Genomic DNA, 21,648 nt, shown 5'->3' on the forward strand with positions numbered 1-21,648 from the left:
CACCGAGCAGTTCGCGGAGAGTGACGGCCCGGGCCGGGTAGCGCGGCGGCGCCGGAGATCAATGTGCGGATGTCACAGCTGCGCGGCAAAGGACTCGTCCCGCAGACTTCACTTCTGGTCCACGCGTACGCGTTGCCGTATGCGGCGGTCCCGGTCGTGGCCGTGGTGGGCGAGCATGGCGAGTCGGGCCGCTTCGGTGTCCTGGGTGCGGATGGCCTCAGTGATGGCGTGGTGCTCGGCGAGGGCGGCGGTGAAGGTGTCGGCGACTTCAGGGGTGCGCCAGGGCGCGCTTGCCTTCACCTGTGCGTCGAGGGTGCGGAGGAAGGCGACGACGGTTCCGTTGTGGGCGGCCTGGCGTACCGCGTCGTGCCAGTCGTTCAGGCTGCGCCGGATCTGCGCGGGCTCGTCCAGGGACTGGGCGTGGTCGAGGTGGGCGTCGAGGCGGACCAGATCGACCGGGCTCCGGCGCACCGCCGCCGACTCGGCGGCCGTGGCGTCCAACACCGCCTGGATCTCGAAGAGTTCGAGCATCTCCTCGTCCGAGCGCAGGCGCAGTGCGAACCCGCGCCGGGTGGGTACCAGCAGCCCGTCCCGCTCCAGCAGCGCGAGCGCCTCGCGTACCGGCGTCCGCGAGACCGCGAACTCCTCGCTCAGCGCGAGCGGTACGAGCGAGGCGTCCGCCGGGTAGTGCCCGGCGGTCAGCCGCTGCCTGAGGGTGTCGTAGATCGTGTCCCGTGTGCTCTTCATCCGCTTCCTCGTCGTCGGCCCGCGAGCCGGGACCGATCATGCCCGATACGGGGTCGGCCCGTCACGGCCGGCCGTCTTCCTCGGGGCCGACCGCCAACGGTAGTTCGGGGTGGGCCCGCCACTCGCCGAGGGAGCCGTCGTAGAGGACGACGTCGTCGATGCCGATCTCACGGAGGGCGAGTGCCAGCCCGGCGGCGTTGATCGCTCCGCCGCAGTAGAGGACCGTACCGGCTCCCTCGCGCAGGCCGTGCAACTGGGCCAGGTGGGCGGTGCGTTCGAGGTCGAGCGTGTGGTCCGGGGCGAGCAGGTCGGCGTAGGGCAGGTTCGTGGTGCGGGGGATGTGTCCGGAGCGGGCGCGGGCGGGGTCGCCCAGGTACTCGGTACGGCGCAGGGCGCAGACGGCCGGAGTGAGGTCGTCGCCCTCGGCGATCAGTCGCATCCGGGCCAGGTCGGTGAAGTGCTCGCGGGCCGGGGCCGCGACGACGTCACCCGGGGGCAGAGGCTCCTCGCGGCCCTGGGTGACCGGGAGTTGGGCCGCCTCCCACGCGGTGAGCCCGCCGTCGAGGACCCGCACGTTCGTGATGCCCGCCGAGCGCAGCACCCACCACACCCGGGCGGCCCACGCTCCCGAGAGCCGGTCGTAGACGACGACGGTGGAGTCCTCTCGGATGCCGAGTCCGCGGGCGTGGGCGGCGATGCGGTCGCTGGACGGGCGCGTGAAGGGGAAGGGGGCCTCGGGGTCGGAGAAGCCGGCCATGAGGTCGGCGAAGTGGGCGCCTGGGATGCGGCGTTGGGTGTGCGGGGCGAGGCCGGAGACGAAGACGGCGGTGCCGTCCGGGTCGGTGCGGCGGTCCACGGTGGCATCGAGGAGGACGACGTCGGCCAGGTGCCGGTGCAGCCAACTCGCGTCCACGAGTGCGGAGTCGGTCACGGCCGGTCTCCCCCGGCCGGTCGGGCGCGGTGTCGCCATTCGCCCTGTTCGGGGCGGGCGAGGCCGAGGTTGTCGCGCAGGGTGCCGCCTGTGTAGGCGGTGCGCACCAGGCCACGACGGCGCAGCTCCGGTACGACGTGGTCGGCGAACTCCTCGAAGGCGGCGGGCACATGGGTGGCCTGGATCATGAAGCCGTCGGCCGCGCCCGCGTCGAGCCACTGCTCCATGGTGTCGGCGATGTCCGCGGGCGAGCCGATCATGTCGCCCTCGGTGCGGGCCCCGTACCAGCGGCCGATCTCGCGCACGCTGAGCTTCTCGCGCTCGGCGAACTCGACCACCTCGCGGTAGTGGCCCTCGACTCCCACTTCCTCCAGGGAAGGCAGCGGGCCGTCGAGGTCGTAGCGGGTGAGGTCCACGTTGACGTGGTAGGCCAACCGCGACAACCCGGCCTCCGGATGCACGAGTTGGGTGAACGCCTCGTGCTTGGCCAGCGCGTCCTTGAGGTCGGTGCCTACGACCGTCGTCGCGGCCGGAAGCACCTTGAGCTGCCCGGGGTCCCGACCGTGCGCCGCGGCACGGGACTTGACGTCGGCGTAGAAGGCGACGGCCGACTCCAGCGACTCGTGGCTGCAGAAGACGACATCCGCCCAGCGGGCCGCGAAGTCCCGGCCGGCCGGGGAGGCACCCGCCTGGATGATCACCGGGTAGCCCTGGGGCGGCCGGGGCACGCTCAACGGGCCGCGTACGGCGAAGCGTTGACCCCGGTGATCGACCGCGCGCACCCGGTCGGGCCGGCCGTAGATGCCGCTCTGCTTGTCTGCGACGATCGCGTCGTCGGCCCAGCTGTCCCACAGTTGGGCGGTGACCTCCAGGAACTCCTCCGCCCGGTCGTAACGCGCCTGGCGGTCGGGGAGTTTGTCCTGGCCGAAGTTCTGGGCCTCGGCGTCCTGGAAACTGGTGACCACGTTCCAGCCGGCCCGGCCACCGACGAGGTGGTCCAGGGTGGCCATGCTTCGGGCGAGGTGGAACGGCTCCTGGTAGCCGGTGGACACGGTGGCGGCGACCCCGAGGTGCTCCGTCGCCGCCGCCATCAGCGTGATGACCGGGATCGGGTCCAGGCGCGGGGTGCCGGTCCCCCAGGTGACGGCGGGGTCGAAGGACTCCCCGAGGCTGCGCGGCACGGCCAGGGAGTCGGGGACGAACGCCATGTCGAAACCGGCGCCCTCCAGGACGCGGGCGATACGGGTGTAGTGCGCGGCCGTGAGGAAACCGTCCGCTGCTTCGGGGTGCCGCCAGCCGACGGTTCCCTGGGGGCCCGCGTTCAGGAACGCGGCGAGGTGCAGGCGGGGGCCGGTGTTCGCGTCGTCGGTCGTCAAGTGGTGCTCCCTGAAGGGTGGTTCGGTGCGACGGGCCGGCTCAGACGGCGAGCAGCGACAGCTCGTCGAGCAGGGCCACGGCGAAGGAACCGGTACCGGTGGTCCGGGCACCGGCGCGTTCGGCGGCGACGGCGTACGCGGCGTGCGCGACGACGGTGGCGGTCAGCGCGTCGGGTACGACGGCGAGCGCGCCCGCGATCAGCGCCCCGAGGCTGCATCCGGCGCCGGTCACCTGCGTCAGCCGGACGTCACCGCCCGGCACGGCCACCGTGCGGGTGCCGTCCGTGAGGTAGTCGGTGGGGCCACTGACGGCGACGACCGCACCCGTGCGCCGGGCGAGGTCCTCCACGACACCGACGGCGTCCTCGGAGGAGAGGGTGGTCTCCACACCCTTGCCGGTGCTGTCACCGCCGGCGAGGGCGGTCAGTTCGCTGGCGTTGCCGCGGATGACCGTCGGCCGGTACTCCAGGAGCGAGGCGACGAACGCGTCGTACTCGACCGCTCCGGCACCGACCGCGACCGGGTCGAGCACCCAGCGGGTGCCTGCCGCGTGGGCCGTGCGGGCCGCGGCGGTGACCGGTTCGGCGGGGTTGCTGATCAGGGCCGCCGTGTTGATCCAGACGGCGCCGGCACCGGCCGGGAAGACGGTGGGGAAGTCGGCGGCGGAGCCGATGGCGGGGCCCGCGCCGACGGCCAGCAGGACGTTGGCGCTGAGGTTGGCGGCGACGTAGTTGGTGAGGCCGTAGACGAACGGGGAACCGCTGCGGATGGCCGCGATGCCTTCGGCGACCGCGGGGTCTTCGTAGGTGATCTCTTCCATGATGGTGCGTCTCCGGAGGCGTAGGAGGGAGGTCGGGCCGATGCCGCAGCACGAGGTGTATGCAACTGTATGCAGCAAGGTCCGGGACCCTCCAAGGCCTGACGGACTCATTTCACGAAGGTGCAACAACTGACGGCGGCCGATGGATCTCCGCACCCGCATGGCCGGAGGCTCCGAGCGTCACGGTGACGGCCTCCGCTCCCACACCGTCCAAGCGGTCGTCCACATGCACAACCTCGCCCCGCCCTTCATGTGCTCCCGCAACAGCGGCCTCCCGGCCGACGCCGTGCTCACAGCGCGCCCTCAAGACCGCTGGACCACGGTCAACAGCGGTGCGAACCGACCCTCACGATCACCCAAGGGCACGGTATCTGCGCAGGTCAGTGGCCTGGGGCTTCAGTCGTGCTTGAGCGAGGGTTGTTCAGTCCCGCCCGACGGCCGGGGCCTCAGTAGCTTGGCGGTGCGGACTGCGACGGCACGAGTGCTGGTTCTCCGCGCGGCGGAGCCACCGTCTTCCCGGTGTCCGGCCGCTTGCTCGTGCGCCGCCGCAGTCGTCCCAATGACCGGTAGAACCGGTCCGGCAGGAACGCGGCGTCCGCGATGATCATCGCGGCGGAGAAGAGCGGCAGCCCCATGAGGACGGCGATGCCCAGATGCATCCCCAACAGCACGGTCAGGACAGGGTATTTGAGCCGTCCGAACAGGACGAACGGGAAGGCGACCTGCACCAGCACGGTCAGGTAGCAGGCGATGGCAATCAGCACGTCGTGCTCGTCCGCCAGGAGGGAAAGCTCGGGCCAGGGCCGGAACAGGTCGAGGTTCAGGACGTAGTGGAGGGCGGTGCCATTGCCCCATGAGCCGCCCTGCACCTTGTAGAGGCCCGCGGACCCGTAGAGGAAGCAGACCTGGGCAGCGATGACGAACATGCCGCAGTTGTGGAGTACTGCCGTCAAGGTCCGGCGAGACGTGCCCAGTTGATGCCGGAACTCGCCTGCTCCTGAGCCGGCCGAGTTGCCCTTCCCCTTCTCCTCCCCCTTCCCCGCGGAGGCTCGGCGGCGGGTTCTGCGCGCGTCCAGGGACCAGCGTCGGCCGCATGCCGTGAAGACGAGGTACAGGGCCATGAGGAGGATGAGGTTGTCTCCTCCGTCGGTCATGAAGATCGCCCTGGCGTGGAACGACGCCACCACGACCGCGAACAGCACGGAGACCGCCCGGGTCCGCCAGCCCAGCATGAACAGCGCGGACGTGACGAGGGCCAGCGCGTAGCACGTCTCGAAGTACGGCCGGCTGTCGGACAGGGTGAGGATGCTGGCCCACCCGGTCTGGTCGAACAGCTGCCTGGCCAGCTTGGGCGTCCACGGTGACCCGGGCCCCCAGATCTCGTCACGGTGCGGAAACTCGCGCAGCAGGAAAGCGAGATAGAGGAGGCCGTAGCCGATGCGCAGAACGGCCGCGGCGTAGAGGGAGACCGGCTGCTCGGTCAGGACGGTGAGAAACGCACCGCTCGGCGGCGCTCCGCGGCGCGGCGGGCCGGCGTCCGCCCCGCCAGGGATAGATCGGTCCGGAGCGGGTGCCTGCTCAGTTTCCATGGGAGGTCACCTTCCACCAGGGCAGATACCGCGTTTCGACAGACTTCGGCGCGGCAGCGGAGGAGCCGGGGCCGGGCCCCTCGGCCGGCGCGGCGATGGGGATGGTGATCACCCGCAGCTGGACGGACTCGAAGGTGCCGCCTCGGTGGTCGGCGATGCGGGCCGCCGCGATGTCGGTCAGGTACTTCTGCATCATCAGCGCCCGCTCCGAGCGGGGCCGGTCGTCGCCACCATGGGTTTCGAGGTACGAACTCCAGGCCCGCCGCAGCATGTTCTGCGCGGTGTGGCTCGGGAAGACGTCGTGCCTCACCGCGGAGTTGTCGACGCCGCTCAGATCGAACCAGCCGCTCACCCGCACCCTGCCGTCCCGGGCGGTGTGCATGGTCCGTGCCGAGATCTGCCGGTTGACCGACTCCGGATCCGGCGCGAAGAGCCGCCAGTTCTGCTCGAACAGGGGGAAGACCCACGCGTTGACCTGCCGGCTGTACTGCCGGGAGAGGGGGTTGGGGGGTGCCACATGCAGAAACACGAGAAGTACGTGGACCAGAGCCGTCGCCAGACACAGAGCGACAGCGGCGCTGGTCCCCGCCTTCAGGAGAATGAGTGGAGGCTTCGAAGACCCTTGGCGCGGAGGGGTTGCCCCGCCCCGGTCCCCACTCCGGGCCCTGCCCGGATCCCCGCCCCGGTCCGGTTCGTCGACGTCCGCGGTTTCGGTGCCGCCGAGCACGGCCCCACCCGGCCTTTCCATCCTGGCTTCTCTCACTGTTTCTCCTGAGACTGCGCCAGCGGCGCGCGACGGAATCGACCACGATCCGTCGCGCGCCGCTCGTCCTGCTCGCTCAACGGGAGCTAGGCAGCTTTCTTGTGGTGGCCTTCGTGATCGTTGCCGTAGCCCTGGGGCTTGTGGGGCTTGTGGGGCTTGTGGGGCTTGTCGGGCTTGCCTTGATGCCCGCCATTGCCGCCATTGCCGCCGTAGCCGCCGTGCTCATCGGGCTTCCCGCCATGGTCATGGCCACCGGGCTTGTGGCCGTGATCGTGCTGGCCGTTTCCACCGGTCGAGCCGCCTGTCGCACCACCGTTCGTACCGCCCGTGGTGCCGCTCGTGCCGCCCGTCGTACCGCTCGTGGTAGCGCCCGCGATGACACCACCCAGCGCGCCGCCGGTGGTTCCGCCCGACGTCAGGACGCCGCCGAGGAGGCCGCCGCCGGTTCCGCCGCCCGTCGGCACGCCGCCGATGATGCCGACCGTGGTGCTGCCCGTCGTGCCCGCGGTGGCGCCGCCCGACGTGGCACCGGCCACGACGCCACCCGTGATCAGACCGCCGGTGGTTCCGCCGGCGGCACACGTACCGCGGTTGATCGTGTTGTTGTCCAGCGTCACGGCGCCGGTCCGGGCCAGCGCCCGGCCGGCGACGGTCGTTCCCGTGGTGACGGTGATCGACTCCTGGGCCATGATCGTGCCCACGAACGTGGAGTTGGTGCCGAGCGTGGCCGAACTGCCGATCTGCCAGTACACGTTGCAGGGCGAGGCGCCGTTGACGAGCGACACGTTGCTGCCGGACGCCGTCGTCAGGGTCGAACCGATCTGGAAGACCCATACGGCGTTGGGGTCACCGTGTGCGTCGAGCGTGAGCGTGCCGGTGATACCCGCGGAGATGGGTGCCTTGTAGACGCCCGGATCCAGCGTCCTGCCACCGAGTTCCACGGGGTCGGGAGCGGTGGGGTAGGTGACGTCCGGCGCCTGACCGGCGGCGTTGTTGTACCCCGTGACCAGGTCACTCTTGGCCTGGAGCGCCACCGCGTCCGCGGAGTGCTGGGCACCGATCACGGTGCCGGGCGGGAATCCGGTGATGGCCGTTCCCGGCGACACTCCCAGATCGCCGGTGATCGACGAGGGCCCGGTGTTGGTGACCTGGGAACCGGCCAGTACGGCGAAACTGGTCGCCGTACCGAGAGGCACAGGTGTGGCAACGGCACTTGCGCTCGTCGGCGTCATCGCGAGCACGACAGCGGCGATCACCACGGCCGTCAGCGCCGCGAGCCAGACCGACATGGTGCGCGGTAGCGGAGCGTCGGGGATATTCAGCGTCATCGAGGGGCCAACTCCTTTTGAGCGGATGGTCTTGGCGGTTCCCGGTCTCGCAGAATCGCCTGCCTCTGGCGTTGGCATATTACTGAGGAGTGTGCCAACTAATCTTTTCCATAAGAGGTCCCGCGAAATACATAGAAATGCTTAATGGGCCGGGTGGTTGCAAAACCGTAATTCTCACCAGGTGCGACCACCTGGCACGGCCGGCGGAACGGAAGACGCCGCGAGAAGATCACGCACCCCTCCCACAGAAGGCGGCCGTTCCTACGGACATCGGCCGGAACAAGGCCACTTGAAGATCTTTGGGTCTTCGACGAGAACACCGCCGCCGCCTGCGCTTATCCCACGCGCGAGGACCTGGTCACGCCAGACCGGCCGCGTGTGATCCACCCAGCAAGGCCAAGTCGCCGCATCTCGGTATTCCGCACCTGGCAGGCCGAAGAAAAGCGCGCGGCCGACGCATCGCTCGGGATATGCCCGAGCAGCGCTGTCCGAAGTATTATTGGCTGCAGGTTGGTTCACTCTCATGCGCAACCGACCGGAAGGGGGCTCCGGCGTGTTTGCGCCGGAACCATTGCCGTCACCGCCGGCGTTGCATCCCAGGAGACGTCGGCGCTCGACATGCCGGGTCTGCGGTCGTGGCGGTTGGATGTGCGGTGACATCCGGTCCGACGACGGGAGGCGCGGTGGCCGAGCCCATCCGTGTGCGCAGACTGACCGACCAGGAGGGGCAGAAGCTGCAGCAGGTCGTACGCCGGGGCAGTACCCACTCGGTGGGCCGGCGGGCGATGCTGCTGCCGGCCTCGGCCTGCGGCAACCGGGTGCCGGTGATCGCCCAACTCGCGGCGGCCGACGAGGACACAGTCCGGGATGTGATCCACCGCTTCAACGAGATCGGCCTGGCCTGCCTGGACCCTCAATGGGCGGGAGGCCGTCCCCGCCAACTCAAGGCTGATGACGAGGACTTAGTCATCCAGACGGCCACCACCCGCCCCACCAAGCTCGGCCAGCCCTTCACCCGCTGGTCGCCGCGCGAACTCGCCGCCTACCTGCGCAAAGTGCCCGGCCGGGTGATCCGCATCGGCCGTGAGGCGTTACGGCGCCTGCTCGCCCGCCGCGGCGTCACCTTCCAGCGCACCAAGTCCGGGCAGGAGTCCCCGGACCCCGCCCCGCCCGGGAGGCGAGGCTGGACCGTATCCAGTACGTCCTGGACCGCTTCCCGGACCGGGCTTTCGCCTTCGACGAGTTCGGCCCGCCCGGAATCCGGCCCACAGACGGCAGCTGCTGGGCCGAACGGACCCGGCCCGACCGACTGCCGGCCACGTACCACCACACCCACGGCGTCCGGCACTTCCCCGGCTGCTACTCGGTGGGTGACGACCGGCTACGGGGCGTCAACCGCCGCGAGAAGGGAGCCGGGAACACGCCGGCCGTACCGCAGTCGGTCCACGCCGCCCGGCCCGACGGCGCACCGATCTACGTGATCCCGGACATCCCGTCCGTCCACAAGGGCACCGACATCCACCGCTGGGCGAAGAAGCACAAGGCCGAGGCGCACTTCGGGCCCTGCCACTCCCACCTGCGATGGCGCAACGCCAACACCCGCCACCGCGACGTCCTGGCCGCACCGAGCCTCGCGCACCACCCCTCTCATAGCGTGTCAAGCGGCTCAACCAGCAGGACAGTCCCAGGCGACCTGGCACGCCCATGCGCGTCCGAGCCCATGACCTTCACTGCCGCAAGGTCGATACTCGAAGTCAGCATTAAGTCAGCATCAGTACCGCCAGAGCCCGCTCCGGACCGCCGAGGACCACCGAGGACCGCCAAGATCGACAACCGACCAAAACTACTCTGACCAGCAAATACACAGGCCAGAGGCCTACCTGAAAATCTCGCCGGGAGGTACCAATGAAGATGCTCATCAACGTCGCGGAAACCGTGGTCACGGACGCGCTGCGAGGCATGGCGGCCGCACATCCCGAGTTGACCGTGGACGTCGAGAACCGGGTGATCGTACGGCGGGACGCTCCCGTGGCCGGGCAGGTGGGGCTTGTTTCCGGTGGCGGGTCGGGGCACGAGCCGTTGCACGGGGGGTTCGTCGGGCCGGGGATGTTGTCGGCGGCCTGTCCTGGTGAGGTGTTCACATCGCCGGTGCCCGATCAGATGGTGCGGGCCGCGGCCGCCGTGGACAGCGGGGCCGGGGTGCTGTTCATCGTGAAGAACTACACGGGGGACGTCCTCAACTTCGACATGGCGGCCGAGCTGGCCGAGGACGAGGGCATCCAGATCGCCAAGGTGCTGGTCAATGACGATGTCGCCGTCATCGACAGTCTCTATACCGCGGGGCGGCGCGGCACCGGTGCGACGCTGTTCGTGGAGAAGATCGCCGGGGCCGCGGCGGCCGAGGGGCAGCCGTTGGACCGGGTGGCGGCGATCGCCCGGCAGGTCAACGAGAACTCGCGCAGTTTCGGTGTCGCGCTCAGCGCCTGCACCACCCCGGCCAAGGGCAGCCCCACCTTCGATCTCCCGCCGGGCGAGCTGGAGTTGGGCGTCGGTATCCACGGCGAACCGGGCCGGGAGCGGCGGGCGATGATGACCTCCGGCGAGATCGCCGACTTCTCCGTCCACGCGATCCTCGAAGACATGTCGCCGCGCAACCCGGTCCTGGTCCTGGTCAACGGCATGGGCGCGACCCCGCTCCTGGAGCTCTACGGCTTCAACGCCGAGGTCCACCGCGTCCTCGGCGAGCGGGGCGTCGCCGTCGCCCGCTCACTGGTCGGCAACTACGTCACGTCCCTCGACATGGCGGGTGCCTCGGTCACCCTGTGCCAGATCGACGAGGAACTGCTGCGGCTGTGGGACGCGCCGGTGAAGACGCCGGGACTGCGCTGGGGCATGTGACCCGGCGGCACACCCGGCCAACTCACCCACCACGCAAGGAGATCCCGTGCTCGACGCCGACTTCTTCCGCCGTTGGATGACGGCGACCGCCGCTTCCGTCGCCCGCGAGGCGGGACGGCTCACCGACCTCGACTCGCCCATCGGCGACGCCGACCACGGCGCGAACCTGCAACGCGGGTTCACCGCCGTGACGGCCACCCTGGAAAAGGAGGCACCCGACACCCCGGGCGCCGTCCTCGTGCTCGCCGGACGCACGCTCATCTCGACGGTCGGCGGCGCGTCGGGCCCGCTCTACGGCACCCTGCTGCGCCGTACCGGCAAGGCGCTCGGGGACGCTCCCGAGGTGAGCGAGGAGGAGTTCGCCCTCGCGCTGCGCACCGGAGTCGACGCGGTCATGACCCTCGGCGGTGCCGCGCCCGGCGACAAGACCATGATCGACGCGCTCGTCCCGGCGGTCGACGCGCTTCCGGACGGCTTCGCCGCGGCACGCGCCGCCGCGGAGGAGGGCGCCGTGGCCACCACGCCCTTGCAGGCGCACAAGGGCCGGGCGAGCTACCTCGGGGAGCGGAGCATCGGGCACCAGGACCCGGGCGCCACGTCCTCGTCGCTGCTGATCGCCGCACTCCAGGAAGCCGCGACCGCGGAGGCCACCGGTGAGTGACGGGAAGCTCGTGGGCATCGTGCTGGTGTCGCACAGCGCGGAAGTCGCCCTCTCCGTGGCCGAGTTGGCGCGGGGGCTGTCCGGCTCGGGCGTCGCGGTACCGCTCGCCGCCGCCGGCGGTACCGAGGGCGGCGGGCTCGGCACCAGTTCCGAACTCATCGCCGCGGCGGCCGCGTCCGTCGACCGCGGCGCCGGAGTCGCCGTCCTCACCGACCTCGGCAGCGCCGTACTCACCGTGAAGGCCCTCCTCGCCGAAGGCGACGAACTCCCGGCCGGCACCCGCCTCGTCGACGCCCCGTTCGTCGAGGGCGCGGTGGCCGCGGTCGTCACGGCGTCAACGGGAGCGGACCTGGACGCGGTGGAGGCGGCGGCCGCGGAGGCCTACACCTATCGGAAGGTGTGAGGTGGGGGGCGGGTTCGGGCGCGGGGGCGTAGCGCGGAGGGTGTGAGGCGGGGGCCATAGCGGAGGGTGTGAGGCGGGGCGCGCAGCGGAGGCGGACAGCGGGCGCCCTGCGGCGCTCGGCCCTGCGGCGCTCGGCCCTGCGGCGCTCGGCGCTCGGCGCTCGGCGCTCGGCGCTCGGCGCTCGGCGCTCGGCGCTCGGCGCTCGGCGCTCGGCGCTCGGCGCTCGGCGCTCGGCGCTCGGCGCTCGGCGCTCGGCGCTCGGCGCTCGGCGCTCGGCGCTCGGCGCTCGGCGCTCGGCGCTCGGCGCTCGGCGCTCGGCGCTCGGCGCTCGGCGCTCGGCGCTCGGCGCTCGGCGCTCGGCGCTCGGCGCTCGGCGCTCGGCGCTCGGCGCTCGGCAGCGGTCATGGGCCGGTCGGCCCCGGCCAAACCCACCAGCGCGACCCGTCTGACCGATTCATCGGACCGCGCCGCTGATCCGGGCCCTCATATCAAGCCGCCCGGCCAAGCTCTCCCCCGCCGACTCAGCCCGCCCACCCGAGCACACCGATACCCCGGGCCAAGACACATTCGCCCCGGGCGGCGCCCCGCCCCTTGCCCAGCCCAGCCCAGCCCAGCCCAGCCCAGCCCAGCCCAGCCCAGCCCCAAGGCCCACTCCCCCTACGGCATCTACGAAACCCCCTCCGCCGCGATCGCCAGGGCCGAGCGCAACGTCTCCGCCACCTCGGCCACCCCCACCGTCTCCCCCACCCCCGCATCGGCAACGGCCTCGGTCCACGCGAACCGCTCCACCGCCGCCCGCAGCGCCGCGTTCAGCATCGCCGCCTGGATCATGGGCCGTAGATCGTCGGCCGGTAGACCCGCTCGGTCGGCCAGGGCTCGGGCGAATGCCGGTTCGGCCTCGTCGTAGGTCTGGAGCCAGATCGCGCGGAGGCCCGGTTCCGTGCGGGTGAGGCGGACCAGGGCGGTGCCGGTGGCGCCGTCGGGGCCGGTGGCGGCGAGGAGGCCGGTCGTGAGGGCCGGGTCGAAGAGTTCCGGCAGGGGGTGGCCGGGGCGCCACTCGCGCAGGAGGGCGGCGATCACGTCGATGCCGGCCGAGAAGAGCGGTCGTACGCAGCTCTCCTTGCTCGGGAAGTAGCGCCACACGGTGCGCGCGGAGACGCCGACCGCCTGGCCGATCTGTTCGCCGGTGGTCGCCGTGACGCCCTGGGCGACGAACAACTCCACCGCGGCCCGGGCGATCTCCAGGCGGATCTCGGCCTTGCGTGCCTCGGTGAGAGGCGGGCGTCCCGTGCGTCCGCTGGGTGCGGTCATCAGTTCCCCTCCGGCTGCGGTCGTGACCTCCCGGGATTCTCCCTCATGTCTCACGCACGACTTTGTGTCACTCGAAGACATTAAGTCGTATGGTGAAAGCAACCCGGGCGGCGCGGAGCCCTCGCACTACGGACAGGAGCACCTCATGACCACTGGACTCGACGGACGCAGCGTCATCGTCACCGGAGCGGGTTCGGGCATCGGGCGTGCCACCGCCCTGGCCTTCGCCGCGGAAGGTGCCAAGGTCGTGGCCGCCGACCTGAACGCGGACGGCGCCGGGGCGGTCGTCAAGGAGATCGAGCAGGCGGGCGGTACCGCCGTCGCGGTCACGGGCGACCTGAGCGAGCAGGCGGTCGTGGACGAGGTGGTCGCGACCGCCGTGGAGCGGTTCGGCGGGGTCGACGTCCTGGTGAACAATGCCGGGATCATGGACCGAATGTCCGCACTGGCGGATGTCGAGGACGCGGAGTGGGACCGCGTCATCCGGGTCAATCTGACCGCGCCCTTCCTGCTCACCCGGGCCGCGCTGCCGCACATGCTGGCAGCGGGCAAGGGCGCGATCGTGAACACCGCCTCCGAGGCCGGCCTGCGGGGCAGTGCGGCGGGCGCCGCCTACACGGCCTCGAAGCACGGGGTGGTGGGCCTGACCAAGAACCTCGCCGTGATGTACCGCAAGCAGGGCATCCGCGCGAACGCCATCGCCCCGGGCGGCACCGCGACCAACATCTCCGTGGATGCGGACCGGGCCGCCCACGGTCCGGCGGCGCTCGGCCCGCACTTCGTCAACGTCGGCCGGCTGGCCCGGCCCGAGGAGCAGGCCGCCGCGATCGTGTTCCTCGCCTCGGACGCGGCGAGCAACATCAACGGCGTGATCCTGCCGGTCGACGACGGCTGGTCGGCGGTCTGACGACTCCGCCCCAGAGGGCTCGGCAGGCTGCGCCCTACGACCCCGGACTCCCGGCAGCGCCCTGCACGAACAGCCGCGCCAGCCGCTGCCCCGTCTCCACGGCCGCCGCGTGGTCCTCGATCGGCTTCACCTGCGAGTCCTTGAACACGATGTAGGTGACGCCGGCATCCGTCCCGCCGCCGCGCGGATCCGTGCGGATGCCCAGGCCCTTGGCCGTGGCGTACGACGCCTCGCCGATGATGTCGTGCGGGCCGACGTCTCCCACGACGGCGTACTGCACCCGGTCCCGGTAGACGACGGCGGCGACCGAACCGCCGCCGATGCCGTGGTCCCGGTGGTTCCAGAGGGCGCTCGCGGCGGGGACCACGATGTAGGGGAGCTGTTCGGCGTTCAGATAGCGGCCGTCGGACTGCTGGAAGGCCGTCATCGAGGAGAAGAGCGGGTCGGTGCGCGCGTTGCAGCGGGCGCCGGCCTGGCCGTCGCAGTCGATGTCCAGGTCGGCCTTCCAGTAGACGGCCTCCTTGGTGCCGCAGACCGGGATCGTCGCGCGCTCCCCGTCGTCACTGCGGTACCGGCCGCGCGAGACGGGCGTGCAGTCACGCACCTTGGCCAGCAGATCGGCGGCGCGGACGTCCCCCTCGCGCAGCGCCGCCGCCCCCGCCTGAGGTCGGACGAACGCGACAGGGGCGGCGGCGGGCAGCATGGTCGGGGCGAGCAGGGCGGCGCCGGCCGCGGCCAGCGTCAGCGACTGGACACGCACGATAGAGGACCCTCTCCTGGGTGATCTGACGGACACTCAGCCCACCCTGGTACCGGTCCGATCGAGCGGCCACCGGTAGAGGGCCGGACGGTGCACGCCTGAACTCCCGAAGGGGGCCCGGCCCCTGAACCCGCGTCACTCCCGACGGGGGCCGGGGACCCGAGCCCGTGTCGGCTCCGGCCACCCGGCCGCCCGCGCCGGCGCGGGATCAGCGACGACAGCGGTCCGCGCCACCGGCATGAACTGCCCACTCCCGGGGGCGAGTTCAGCCGTGAGGTTTCAGCATACGTAACCCTCGTGACCGGTCGGCAACGGCGCCCCTCTTGATGCGACCGCACCACCCGGGCCATATTGGTCCGGACCTTTTCCGCCGTGTGGTGCCCGCGCAATGCCGGGAGGCAGAAACGTGCGACGCGTCCGTGCCACCCCCGTTCTCCTCCGTGCCACCCCCAACCTCCTCCGTGCCGCCCTCGCTCTCCCCCGTACGGCCGTGGTGTGCGCCGCGCTCCTGCTGCTCGCGTCCTGCGGCATGACCGACGAGGAGGACGGCCACGCCCCCGGCGCCCCGGCGGGAGTAACGGCCGCGGCGGGAAGCGCCACCAGCGTGCACGTCATGTGGGACGCGGTCACGGCGGACCCAGGAATCGGCACCTACGAGATATATCGGGGCACCACGAAAGTGAAGGAAGTAGCGGGTTCCGAGCACATGGTGGATGTCACCAGGCTCCGGCCCGCCACCCTGTACACCTTCACCGTGCGGGCCCGGGACACCGACGGACGCCTCGGACCGCGCAGCCGGACGGTCCAAGCGCGGACACCGGTCGCCGTCGCGGCCGACCATTCGGCACCCACCCGTCCACTCACCCCGCAGGGCCGCGTCATCGGCAGCCGGGCCGTCCAGTTGTCCTGGGGCGGCTCGACGGACGACCGGGGTGTGGTGTCGTACGACATCTATCAGGGCGGGGCGAAGATCCACAGTGTGGGCGGAGCACAGACCGCGACCGTGGTCACGGGGCTACGGCCGAGCACGCGTTACTCCTTCACCGTGCGGGCCCGGGACGCCGCCGACAATCTCTCGCCCGCGAGCACGGCCGTGCCGCTCACCACCGCACCCGGCAACGACGACGGGAGCGGCACCGCCCCCACGGACTTCCGCGCGAGCACGCACCGGGGCGACGACGGGGCGTACTACATCGACCTGTCCTGGGTGCCGCCGCGCACGGACGGGGTGGTCACGGAGTACCAGATCCAACTCGACGGGCAGGCTGCCACCTCGCTGGTCTGGGGCGGGACCCCGCCGCGCGATCACGCGAAGTACAGCTTCTACACGGGCCGGGATACCGGGGTCAGTCATCGGGTGCGGCTCAGGGCGCGGTTGCCGGACGGTACGTGGGGCGGGTTCTCGGCGGAGCGGACGGTGACGACGGGCGATGCGGGGGCGTAGGTGAACCGTGGGATTCGGCTCATGGAACTGGGAATTCCGGTGGCTCGCCGCACACCGCCCCGGCCGTCGCCGCACCGCTGACCGGGGAGGGTGTGCGGCGGGCGGGCGTTGAGCTGGGAGCCTTTGGCGGACGAGGAGTTCGTGCGGGTCGCCTCGCCCGCGTGGGCGGAGCGCGTCGGGGCCGAGGGGCTCACCGCGCCACACAGGGGTGCCCCTCGTGTCGTATGCGGAGGATCCGCCGATCGCGTGCCGCTACTGGCGGCGCGCCTTCGGTGCCCGGCTCGGCGGGCAGACCTCGATCACCGTGCCCGAGCTGCGCGGGGTACCGGCGACGGTCGTGACCGAAGCCAGGATCACCGCCCTCCCCCGCCATCTCCGACTGGCCGAGCCGGCGTCCGGCGCGCTGGTGCCCCTCCCCCTGTCGGCGAGTCCCCGCGCCCCTGACCGCGCGTCACCCCTGGGCCGGACGAAGGAATCCGTCACCTGCCCGGTCCCCGTCCGCATGCGGGACGGGCCGGGAACACGTTGGCTTCCTTGGAGGCAGCACGGCCGTTTCCCGATCCCGGCGGCGCAAGGGATGTTCCGCCAACCGTGCCGCCGGAGGGCAGTCCCATGCGCACTTTTCAGCTACTACTCCGCTCCGGCCTGACCGTGACAGCCGCCGCCGCTCTTCCCCTCGCCCTGACCGCCGGAACCGCCGGCGCGGCGTCGGGGATCTCCGTGAGCACGACCGGGACCACGGTCTCGGTCACGACCAGCGCGTGCTCCCAGAACCGCACCACCGGCGTCTGGGGCACCGGTTCGCTCCTCACCAGCAGCCAGGGGAGCTTCGCCGAGGGCCGCAAGGCGACCCTGGCGGGGACGACCGTCAGCCAGTCCACGGCCTGGACGAACGTCACCCCGGGCACCTACACCGTCATCGTCATGTGCCAGAACGCCAGCACGCCCGCGGGCACCCAGTCCGTGATCGTGTCCAGGTCCACGACCCCCACGGTCTCCGCCACGGCCTCGCCCACGCGCGGCGTCATGGGCGGCCTCGGCGGGGCCACCAAGGACTACGGCCCGCTCACCCTGGCGGCGGGCGGGGGCCTGGTCGGAGTCGGCGTCATCGCGACGGCCTGGTTCCTGCGCAGGCGCGCGAAGCCGTACCGCCTCTGACCGTCCACGACCACGACCACGAGGGGCCGCCCGGCGACCGGCGGCCCCTCCCCCATGCCCTACGGCCACCACCTCCCGACGCTCTACGGCAGTTCGGCGAACTCCTCGATCGCGTGGGTGAGCCACTGCGTCCAGAAGGTCTCCAGGTCGATGCCGGCGCGCAGCACGAGGTGCTGGAGCCGGTCCTGGGGGCTGCCCCGGCCGGGCGGGAAGTCGCGCTTCTCGATCTCCTCGTACTCCGTCAACTGCCGCTGGTGCAACGCGAGATGGTGGCGCAGGTCGGTCTCGATGCCGTCCGTGCCGACGACCGCCGCGGCCCGCAGCCGCAGCAGCATCGTGTCGCGCAGCGGCTTGGGGTCCTGGGAGGTCGCGGTCCAGCGGGCCAGTTCGGCGCGGCCCGCGGGCAGGACCTCGTAGCGCTTCTTCTGTCCGCGGGCCGGCTGCTCGGTCGCCAGCGCCCTGATCTGGCCCTCGGCCTCCAGTTTTCCCAGCTCGCGATAGATCTGCTGGTGCGTCGCCGACCAGAAGTAACCGATCGACCGGTCGAAGCGCCGGGTCAGCTCAAGACCCGAGGACGGCTTCTCCAGAAGGGCGGTGAGGATCGCGTGCGGGAGTGACATGGGGTCATCCTAGGGACGGGCCTCGGTCCTGCGGACGGGCCTCAGAGGCCGGCCGCGACCTCGGTGCCCTGCTTGATGGCACGCTTGGCGTCGAGTTCGGCGGCGACGTCGGCACCGCCGATGAGGTGCACGCTGCGGCCGGCGGCGGTCAGTTCGTCGTAGAGGTCGCGGCGCGGGTCCTGCCCGGTGCACAGGACGACCGTGTCGACCTCCAGGACCGTGGAGCGGCCGTCGACGGTGACGTGCAGTCCGGCGTCGTCGATCAGGTCGTACTGGACGCCCGGGACCATGGTGACGCCCCGGTGCTTGAGTTCGGTGCGGTGGATCCAGCCCGTGGTCTTGCCGAGGCCGGCGCCGACCTTGGTCGCCTTGCGCTGGAGGAGGTGGACGCTGCGCGGCGGCGCGGGCCGCTCGGGCGCGGTGAGGCCGCCGGGGGCCGCGTAGTCCATGTCGACGCCCCAGGCGCGGAAGTACGTCGCCGGGTCCTCACTCGCCTTGTCGCCGCCGTCGGTGAGGAACTCGGCGACGTCGAAGCCGATGCCGCCCGCGCCGAGGATCGCGACGCGGTCGCCGACGGGGACGCGGTCGCGCAGGACATCGAGGTAGCCGACGACGCTGGGGTGGTCGACGCCGGGGATGTCGGGGGTTCGCGGGGTGACGCCGGTGGCGACGACGACCTCGTCGTAGTCCGCCAAGTCACCTGACTTCACACGGGTGTTGAGGCGTACGGCCACTCCGTGCTCGTCGAGTCGCGTGCGGAAGTAGCGCAGTGTCTCGTCGAACTCCTGCTTGCCCGGGACCTGTCGGGCGACGTTGAGCTGTCCGCCGACCTCGCTCGCGGCGTCGTACAACGTCACGTGGTGGCCGCGCTCGGCGGCCGAGACCGCGCACGCCAGACCTGCCGGACCCGCACCGACCACCGCGACGCGTTTGCGCAACCGCGTTGGGGCGAGGACGAGTTCGGTCTCGTGGCAGGCGCGCGGGTTGACCAGGCAGGAGGTGATCTTCCCGCTGAAGGTGTGGTCGAGGCAGGCCTGGTTGCAGCCGATGCAGGTGTTGATGGCGTCGGAACGGTCGGCCGCGGCCTTGGCGACGAAGTCCGGGTCGGCGAGCATCGGGCGGGCCATCGACACCATGTCGGCGTACCCGTCGGCGAGCAACTGCTCGGCCAGTTCAGGGGTGTTGATGCGGTTGGTGGTGACGAGCGGGATCGAGACCGCACCCATCAGCTTCTTGGTGACCCAGGTGTACGCCCCGCGCGGCACCGAGGTCGCGATGGTCGGGATGCGGGCCTCGTGCCAGCCGATGCCGGTGTTGATGATGGTCGCCCCGGCGGCCTCAACTGCCTTGGCCAGACTGACGACTTCGTCGAGCGTGGAGCCGCCCGGCACGAGGTCCAGCATCGACAGCCGGTAGACGATGATGAAGTCCTCGCCGACCGCCTCGCGGACCCGGCGCACGATCTCGACGGGGAAGCGCGTCCGGTTCTCGTACGAGCCGCCCCAGCGGTCGTCGCGGTGGTTGGTCTGGGCGGCGATGAACTCGTTGATGAGGTAACCCTCGGAGCCCATGATCTCGACGCCGTCGTACCCGGCCTGCCGGGCGAGGCGGGCCGCGCGGGCGTAGTCCTCGACGGTCTGCTCGACCTCGGCGTCGGTGAGCGCGCGGGGCGGGAACGGGCTGATCGGCGCCTGGACGGCGCTCGGCGCGACGAGGTCCTGGTGGTAGGCGTACCGCCCGAAGTGCAGGATCTGCATCGCGATCCGCCCGCCCTCGCGGTGCACGGCGGCGGTGATCTCGCTGTGCTGCGCGGCCTCGGCGTCGGTGGTCAGCTTGGCGCCGCCCTCGTAGGGCCGGCCGGCCTCGTTGGGCGCGATGCCACCGGTGACGATCAGGCCGACCCCGCCACGCGCGCGTGCCGCGTAGAACTCCGCCATGCGCTCGAAACCGCGCTCGGCTTCCTCCAGGCCTATGTGCATGGAGCCCATGAGGACCCGGTTGGGCAGTGTGGTGAAGCCCAGGTCGAGCGGGTTCAGCAGGTGCGGGTAACGACTCATCGGGGCCTCCGTGCGCGGTGTCGTGAGTCTTTTGTAGAGGACGGGGAGGCCTTTATGCAACTAGTTGCACAATCGGGGATGGGTCATGGGGTGGGTCATGGCGTGGGCCACGGGGAGTCGCCCCGCTCCCGATTCACAGGGATTTATTACCGCTTCTTTATCGCCCACCCCGGAGAATCACAGGCAGGCGTGCCGGTGGGGTGCCGCGCGCGTGGCCTAGGGAGCGAGCCGTGACGCACGATCCTGAGCACGAAGCCGACGACAGCGCGGCGGTACCTCCGATGCCCGACCACGCACCGGAGTGGGAGGTGCTCACGGGCCCCGGCGGAGCTGAACGCGATGGCGGTCTCGACCGCTTGTGGCGACAGCGGTCGAGGCGTTCCCGGGCGGTGATCGCCGTGGCCACCGTGGGCGTACTGGCGCTCGGCGGAACGGTCGCCTACGCGGCGACGTCGGGGGGTACGGGCAGCGCCGCCGTACCCGCCGCCGCGGGCTCCCCGTCGGGAACACCGTCGCCCGGCGGACCCGGCTTCCGGCACGGGGGCGGCTTCGGCCTCGGCGGCGCGGCCGTGCACGGCGAGGCGACGGTCAAGGACAACGCCACCGGCAAGTGGGTCGTACGGATCTGGCAGCGCGGAACGGTCACGAAGGTCGACGGCGACCAGGTCACCGTCAAGAGCGACGACGGCACGTCCTGGACCTGGACCGTGGGCTCGGCCGCCACCCCCCAGGGCACCGCCGCCCTCAAGAAGGGCGACACAACCTCCCTCACCGGCACCCGCTCCAACACCGGCACCCGCACAGCCGACCGAGCCTTCACAGGCACCTTCGACCACAAGGGCCCCGGCGACGGACGCGGCGGCCCGAACGGCCGAGGCCCCGGCCCCTGGGGACGCGGCGACCACAGCCCCAGCGCCACGCTGAGCCCGTCCGGCAGCGACGCCACGACCTGACCCGCACCGCCAGCCGGACCTTCACGGACACCTTCGACACTCGCGCGCTACACCGCCCCCGCCACCCCGACCCCGATCACAACATTCGCGTACAACTCCTCCGAATACGCCGACCGCGTCTCCAACCCAGCACGCGTGAACGCCTCGACCGCCGCCGGGAGTTGACGCTCACTCGTCTCGACGAGGAGGCAACCGCCGGGAGCCAGCCAGGCGGGGGCACCGGTCGCGACCTCGCGGAGTATGGCGAGGCCGTCCGTGCCGCCGTCGAGGGCGACCAGGGGTTCGTGGTCGCGGGCCTCGGCGGGTAGGAGGCCGACCTCGCCCGTGGGGACGTAGGGCACGTTGGCCGCGAGGATGTCGACGCGACCGCGCAATGCGTCGGGCAGCGCGGCGAAGAGGTCGCCCTCGTGGACCTGGCCGCCGTAGGAAGCGACATTGCGGCGGGCGCAGCGCACGGCGACGGGGTCGATGTCGGCGGCGTGCAGTTCGACCCGGCCGAGGGCTGCGGCGAGGGCCGCGCCTACCGCGCCGGTGCCGCAGCACAGGTCCACGACGACGGACGCGTCCGGGGCGTGCGCGAGGGCCTGTTCGACGAGGAACTCGGTACGGCGGCGGGGCACGAAGACGCCGGGTTCCACGGTGATGCGCAGGCCGCTGAACTCGGCCCAGCCGACGACGTGTTCGAGGGGCAGGCCCGCGACCCGGCGGTCCACCATCGCGGCGAGTTCGTCCGGGGTGCGCGCGGCGGAGAGGATCAGTCGCGCCTCGTCCTCGGCGAAGACACAGCCCGCGGCGCGGAGCGCGGTGACGACGGAGGCGGGGGAAAGAGGGGGCATGAGAGCCGAGAGCCTTTCGGGCGGTAACCGAAGGGCGCTCTCGCGGTCACCTAGCGGCGGTGATCCGCGTTGTCCTGAGGTGAGAG

The 21,648-nt window shown here is 71.5% G+C and carries 19 protein-coding genes and 1 pseudogene; 8 read left to right on the forward strand and 12 right to left on the reverse strand.

The genetic code is table 11. From position 1 onward, the window contains the following. Positions 1 to 108 precede the first annotated feature (108 nt). The 7 genes from OG407_RS06605 to OG407_RS06635 form a co-directional block, all read right to left on the reverse strand. On the reverse strand, positions 109 to 747 hold the full coding sequence (locus OG407_RS06605) for a GntR family transcriptional regulator (protein WP_405855918.1): 639 nt from the start codon (positions 745 to 747) through the stop codon (positions 109 to 111). Positions 748 to 808: 61 nt separating this feature from the next. Continuing rightward, on the reverse strand, positions 809 to 1,678 hold the full coding sequence (locus tag OG407_RS06610; protein ID WP_405855920.1) for a sulfurtransferase: 870 nt from the start codon (positions 1,676 to 1,678) through the stop codon (positions 809 to 811). After that, complete coding sequence (locus OG407_RS06615; protein ID WP_405855922.1) at positions 1,675 to 3,054, reverse strand: LLM class flavin-dependent oxidoreductase; 1,380 nt, start codon at positions 3,052 to 3,054, stop codon at positions 1,675 to 1,677. Before OG407_RS06615 ends, OG407_RS06610 begins: the two co-directional genes overlap by 4 nt. 40 nt (positions 3,055 to 3,094) lie before the next feature. After that, positions 3,095 to 3,874 carry a hydroxyethylthiazole kinase gene (locus OG407_RS06620; RefSeq protein WP_405855924.1) on the reverse strand — a complete coding sequence of 260 codons (780 nt, stop codon included), beginning with the start codon at positions 3,872 to 3,874 and terminating at the stop codon, positions 3,095 to 3,097. A 446-nt stretch (positions 3,875 to 4,320) separates the two neighbouring features. Continuing rightward, positions 4,321 to 5,463, reverse strand: a complete 1,143-nt coding sequence (locus OG407_RS06625; protein ID WP_405855926.1) for an HTTM domain-containing protein — start codon at positions 5,461 to 5,463, stop codon at positions 4,321 to 4,323. After that, positions 5,453 to 5,992: a DUF5819 family protein gene (locus OG407_RS06630; protein WP_405855928.1), complete on the reverse strand. Its 540-nt coding sequence runs from the start codon at positions 5,990 to 5,992 to the stop codon at positions 5,453 to 5,455. The genes OG407_RS06625 and OG407_RS06630 overlap by 11 nt, the downstream gene beginning before the upstream one ends. A gap of 320 nt (positions 5,993 to 6,312) precedes the next feature. Further along, complete coding sequence (locus tag OG407_RS06635) at positions 6,313 to 7,554, reverse strand: ice-binding family protein (RefSeq protein WP_405855930.1); 1,242 nt, start codon at positions 7,552 to 7,554, stop codon at positions 6,313 to 6,315. Between the two features lie 683 nt (positions 7,555 to 8,237). Here OG407_RS06635 and OG407_RS06640 point away from each other — a divergent pair. The 4 genes and pseudogenes from OG407_RS06640 to OG407_RS06655 form a co-directional block, all read left to right on the forward strand. Beyond that, positions 8,238 to 9,178 (forward strand): annotated as a pseudogene (locus OG407_RS06640) (transposase); the annotation flags it as partial. Positions 9,179 to 9,459: 281 nt separating this feature from the next. Next, positions 9,460 to 10,452, forward strand: a complete 993-nt coding sequence (dhaK, locus tag OG407_RS06645) for a dihydroxyacetone kinase subunit DhaK (protein ID WP_405855932.1) — start codon at positions 9,460 to 9,462, stop codon at positions 10,450 to 10,452. 46 nt (positions 10,453 to 10,498) lie between these two features. After that, positions 10,499 to 11,113: a dihydroxyacetone kinase subunit DhaL gene (gene dhaL / locus OG407_RS06650; protein WP_405855934.1), complete on the forward strand. Its 615-nt coding sequence runs from the start codon at positions 10,499 to 10,501 to the stop codon at positions 11,111 to 11,113. Further along, positions 11,106 to 11,516 (forward strand): PTS-dependent dihydroxyacetone kinase phosphotransferase subunit DhaM, encoded by a 411-nt coding sequence (locus tag OG407_RS06655; protein ID WP_405855936.1) that lies wholly within the window; start codon positions 11,106 to 11,108, stop codon positions 11,514 to 11,516. Before dhaL ends, OG407_RS06655 begins: the two co-directional genes overlap by 8 nt. A 666-nt stretch (positions 11,517 to 12,182) precedes the next feature. On the opposite strand, the gene OG407_RS06660 is transcribed toward OG407_RS06655, so the two are convergent. Continuing rightward, positions 12,183 to 12,827, reverse strand: a complete 645-nt coding sequence (locus OG407_RS06660; protein ID WP_405855937.1) for a TetR/AcrR family transcriptional regulator — start codon at positions 12,825 to 12,827, stop codon at positions 12,183 to 12,185. Between the two features lie 145 nt (positions 12,828 to 12,972). Here OG407_RS06660 and OG407_RS06665 point away from each other — a divergent pair, with 145 nt between their 5' ends. Further along, entirely contained in the window at positions 12,973 to 13,734 is a 762-nt protein-coding gene (locus OG407_RS06665) for an SDR family NAD(P)-dependent oxidoreductase (RefSeq protein ID WP_405855939.1), read from the forward strand. 34 nt (positions 13,735 to 13,768) lie between these two features. Here OG407_RS06665 and OG407_RS06670 read toward each other — a convergent pair whose 3' ends face one another. Then, positions 13,769 to 14,494 carry a glycoside hydrolase family 75 protein gene (locus OG407_RS06670; RefSeq protein WP_405855941.1) on the reverse strand — a complete coding sequence of 242 codons (726 nt, stop codon included), beginning with the start codon at positions 14,492 to 14,494 and terminating at the stop codon, positions 13,769 to 13,771. 406 nt (positions 14,495 to 14,900) lie between these two features. Between OG407_RS06670 and OG407_RS06675 the strand changes: the two genes are divergently transcribed. Together OG407_RS06675 and OG407_RS06680 are read left to right on the forward strand one after the other, a co-directional pair. Beyond that, entirely contained in the window at positions 14,901 to 15,938 is a 1,038-nt protein-coding gene (locus tag OG407_RS06675) for a fibronectin type III domain-containing protein (protein ID WP_405855943.1), read from the forward strand. 612 nt (positions 15,939 to 16,550) lie between these two features. Continuing rightward, a complete protein-coding gene (locus OG407_RS06680) occupies positions 16,551 to 17,096 on the forward strand; it encodes a hypothetical protein (RefSeq protein WP_403594709.1) in 546 nt (181 codons plus the stop codon). 83 nt (positions 17,097 to 17,179) lie between these two features. Here the strand turns inward: OG407_RS06680 and OG407_RS06685 are convergent, their stop codons facing one another. Further along, complete coding sequence (locus OG407_RS06685; RefSeq protein ID WP_405855946.1) at positions 17,180 to 17,716, reverse strand: PadR family transcriptional regulator; 537 nt, start codon at positions 17,714 to 17,716, stop codon at positions 17,180 to 17,182. Positions 17,717 to 17,757: 41 nt separating this feature from the next. Then, entirely contained in the window at positions 17,758 to 19,773 is a 2,016-nt protein-coding gene (locus tag OG407_RS06690) for an FAD-dependent oxidoreductase (RefSeq protein WP_405855947.1), read from the reverse strand. Positions 19,774 to 20,003: 230 nt separating this feature from the next. Here OG407_RS06690 and OG407_RS06695 point away from each other — a divergent pair, with 230 nt between their 5' ends. Beyond that, positions 20,004 to 20,726 (forward strand): hypothetical protein, encoded by a 723-nt coding sequence (locus OG407_RS06695; RefSeq protein ID WP_405855948.1) that lies wholly within the window; start codon positions 20,004 to 20,006, stop codon positions 20,724 to 20,726. A gap of 47 nt (positions 20,727 to 20,773) precedes the next feature. Here the strand turns inward: OG407_RS06695 and OG407_RS06700 are convergent, their stop codons facing one another. Next, on the reverse strand, positions 20,774 to 21,562 hold the full coding sequence (locus tag OG407_RS06700) for a putative protein N(5)-glutamine methyltransferase (RefSeq protein ID WP_405855950.1): 789 nt from the start codon (positions 21,560 to 21,562) through the stop codon (positions 20,774 to 20,776). Positions 21,563 to 21,648 lie beyond the last annotated feature (86 nt).

It is taken from the genome of Streptomyces sp. NBC_01515 (assembly GCF_045040345.1).
GTDB lineage: Bacteria > Actinomycetota > Actinomycetes > Streptomycetales > Streptomycetaceae > Streptomyces.